The 3,441-nt window shown below is 54.1% G+C and carries 2 protein-coding genes; one reads left to right on the top strand and one right to left on the bottom strand.

What is annotated here, in order from left to right; translation table 11 throughout:
- Positions 1-565 precede the first annotated feature (565 nt).
- Complete coding sequence (locus tag ABD76_RS05760) at positions 566-1,447, bottom strand: ROK family protein (protein WP_197255039.1); 882 nt, start codon at positions 1,445-1,447, stop codon at positions 566-568.
- A 322-nt stretch (positions 1,448-1,769) separates the two neighbouring features.
- Here ABD76_RS05760 and trpB point away from each other — a divergent pair, with 322 nt between their 5' ends.
- Positions 1,770-2,912 (top strand): tryptophan synthase subunit beta, encoded by a 1,143-nt coding sequence (trpB, locus tag ABD76_RS05755; protein ID WP_197255041.1) that lies wholly within the window; start codon positions 1,770-1,772, stop codon positions 2,910-2,912.
- Positions 2,913-3,441 lie beyond the last annotated feature (529 nt).

Here is a 3,441-nt window from a genome sequence, read left to right as displayed (position 1 = left end):
GAGTCTCGTTGCTGGAGCTGTGCCTCTACAAACAAGAGTGTCGAAGCGCCGACAAACAACTTTTGGGCTCGGTAGTCCAATGACTTATCTCGAGTGGAATTCACATGTAACCACTTTAGGCATTGACAAATGACGTTTTGATTCGGTACGTTATCCATAGAAATCTCCTTTGTTGAGCGTTTTATGGATACGCTGAGGGTAACTCAACAATAGGAGATTTCTTTATTTTTGTCCACGAATATAGTTCAATAAGTTACAAATATAGAGAATTATAGGGTGAAAATTTTCGTAAAAAGATTGATGCAACGCTAGTGGTACTTTTGCAGCAATTTAACAAAATGTCGGCTCAAAAGGCATAAATTCCTGCACTAACGCAGGATTTCACTACAACATCCATCTTCCGCCGCTATCTTCCGCCTCTACATCCTTTGCTATCCCTTCCTAATCTCTGCTGTCCTGTCTAGCCCGCCTCCTTGCGCTCTACCTATGGGATAGCCTCTCTTCACTCGCAAGGTCGTGCTCGCCACGACGCTGGCCAGGACGAGCTTGACGGTGGAAGATTCGGTTATTGCTGCTTCAGCGCCTGCATCCCTAACGCAAGCGCTCCGGTAATTCCCGCGCGATCCCCAAGACCCGGCGGCACGATATAGCCGCTGTCCGTATCCAATACGGCCGGATGCTGCACATAACCGTTCAACAGACGCTTCACTTCCTCGCGAATGCGCGGGAACAGATGAAGCTGCTTCGATACTCCGCCGCCCAGAATGATTTTCTCCGGGGACATGGTCAAAATATAATTCATCAACGCCTGAGCCAGATAATACGTCTGGAACTCCCAAGCCTTGTGATCTTCGCCCAATTCATAGGCCTTGATGCCCCAGCGCGCTTCAATCGCCGGTCCGGCAGCCAAGCCTTCCAGACAATCCTGATGGTACGGGCACTTGCCCGCATACGTATCCTCCGGATGGCGCTTCACGAAAATATGGCCCATCTCCGGATGAGTCAGCCCGTGAACGAGCTTGCCTTCCACGACCGCCCCTGCCCCGATGCCGGTGCCGACCGTAATATAGAGGCAGCTGTTCAACCCTTTGGCCGCCCCGTAGGTCGCTTCGCCCAGCGCGGCTCCGTTCACGTCCGTATCGAATCCGATCGGCACGTTGAAATGGCGCTTCAGATGGCCCACGACGTCATATCCGCTCCAATGCGGCTTCGGCGTCTTGGCGATATGGCCATAGGTGGCGCTCGCCGGGTTCAGATCCACCGGGCCGAACGACCCGAAGCCGATTGCGTCGACTCCCTTATCTTTAAAAAACTGCACAGTACGGTCCATCGTCTCTTCCGGCGTCGTCGTAGGGAACGTCTCCGTCTCTCCGACCTGTCCGTCCGGCGTGCCGACGGCGACGACAAATTTGGTGCCTCCGCCTTCAATCGCTCCTATACGTGTCATCACTTTCTCCCTCACCTTCTCCATGCCTGGTCCGGCTGCGCCTGTCTGTCTATCGGTGCCGCGCAGCCCGTAGCGGCCGCCTTGCCGGCGGTAACGCTTCCATCGGTCTCATTATACCATTCGCCTCGACACGTTCCAACACGAATCGAGCCGCATCTAAGATTATGACACATTTTCTGAATTTTTTACCCTTCCCCGCAGGCGAAGTGGAGCAAGTTTTCGTGGACGTCGGTTCGGTAATGCGTTAAAATATCAAATTAAATAAAGGCGCTGGGCGCACAGGGAGGCGTTATCATTGAGCACACGGACATCACAGCCAGGCATGTTCGGCGAATTCGGCGGCAGCTACGTTCCGCCGCAGCTTCAAGGCGTGCTGGATCGGTTGGCGGAAGCCTTCGACCGCTATAAGGACGACCCGGAATTCATCGATGAATTTAAAATGTATCTCCGCGAATATGTCGGGCGGGAGAGTCCGCTGACGTACGCGAAGCATCTGAGCGAGCAGCTCGGCGGGGCCAAGATCTATCTCAAGCGGGAAGATCTGAATCATACCGGATCACACAAAATCAATAATGTGATGGGACAGATCTTGCTCGCGAAACGGATGGGCGCGCATCGCGTCATCGCCGAGACCGGCGCGGGCCAGCATGGCGTCGCCACGGCCACCGTCTGCGCCATGTTCGACATGGAGTGCATTATTTATATGGGCGCCGAGGATATTCGCCGCCAGGCGCTGAACGTGTTCCGCATGGAGCTGCTCGGCGCGAAGGTCGTCTCGGTCACGAAGGGGCAGGGCCGCTTGAAAGATGCCGTCGACGAGGCGCTGAACGATCTCGTGGACAATTACGAGTCCACGTTCTACCTGCTCGGCTCGGCGGTCGGCCCGCATCCGTTCCCGTCGATGGTCAAGCATTTCCAGGCGATCATCAGCGAAGAGTCGAAGCGCCAGATTATGGACAAGGAAGGCCGCTTGCCGGACGCGGTGCTGGCCTGTGTCGGGGGCGGCAGCAACGCAATCGGGGCATTCGCCCATTATGTGGACGAGCCGTCCGTCCGCCTGATCGGCGTGGAGCCCGACCAAGCCGCCACCTTGAACCGCGGCGTTCCGTCCGTGCTTCACGGCTTCCGCTGTCTCGTGCTGCTCGACGAGGAAGGCAACCCGGCGCCGACTTATTCGATCGCCGCCGGCCTGGACTATCCGGGCATCGGGCCGGAGCACAGCCACTTGAAGACGAGCGGGCGGGCCGAATATGTCACCGTCACGAACGAGGAAGTGCTGGAAGCGTTCCAGGTGCTCTCTAAGACGGAAGGCATCATTCCGGCGCTGGAGAGCGCGCATGCCGTCGCTCACGCCTTGAAGCTGGCGCCGCAGCTTCGCCGCGATCAGATTATCATCGTCAATCTGTCGGGGCGCGGAGACAAGGACGTCCAGCAGGTGTTCGAGATGCTTCAATCGGGCAATTGATTGAGAGGAGCGGGGCTGTCCCATAGGAAGTTTTTTACTGCAGCAAGATAGCCCTGTCCCCTGCTTCTCGCACCTCAGCTTGCCGAAAAAACTGTAAAAATGCAGTTTTCCTTGATGACGCGTGTTCCGTTACAGAAGTTCCTGCAAAACTGCATCATTTTCGGACTATTCAATCGCTCAACGACAAAAATTGTTGAAAATAATGTACTTTCGCCACTAGCGTTGCATCAATCTTTTTACGAAAATTTTCACCCTATAATTCTCTATATTTGTAACTTATTGAACTATATTCGTGGACAAAAATAAAGAAATCTCCTATTGTTGAGTTACCCTCAGCGTTATCCATAAAACGCTCAACAAAGGAGATTTCTATGGATAACGTACCGAATCAAAACGTCATTTGTCAATGCCTAAAATGGTTACATGTGAATTCCACTCGAGATAAGTCATTGGACTACCGAGCCCAAAAGTTGTTTGTCGGCGCTTCGACACTCTTGTTTGTAGAGGCACAGCTCCAGCAACGAGACTC

The organism is Paenibacillus dendritiformis, assembly GCF_015845845.1.
Lineage (GTDB): Bacteria > Bacillota > Bacilli > Paenibacillales > Paenibacillaceae > Paenibacillus_B > Paenibacillus_B dendritiformis_C.
This window is presented reverse-complemented; position numbering and strand designations above follow the sequence as displayed.

Excerpts from the sequence above, each read along its gene's own strand:
- ABD76_RS05760 (WP_197255039.1), bottom strand. The coding sequence starts at position 1,447 with ATGACACGTATAGGAGCGATTGAAGGCGGAGGCACCAAATTTGTCGTC.
- trpB (WP_197255041.1), top strand. The coding sequence starts at position 1,770 with ATGTTCGGCGAATTCGGCGGCAGCTACGTTCCGCCGCAGCTTCAAGGC.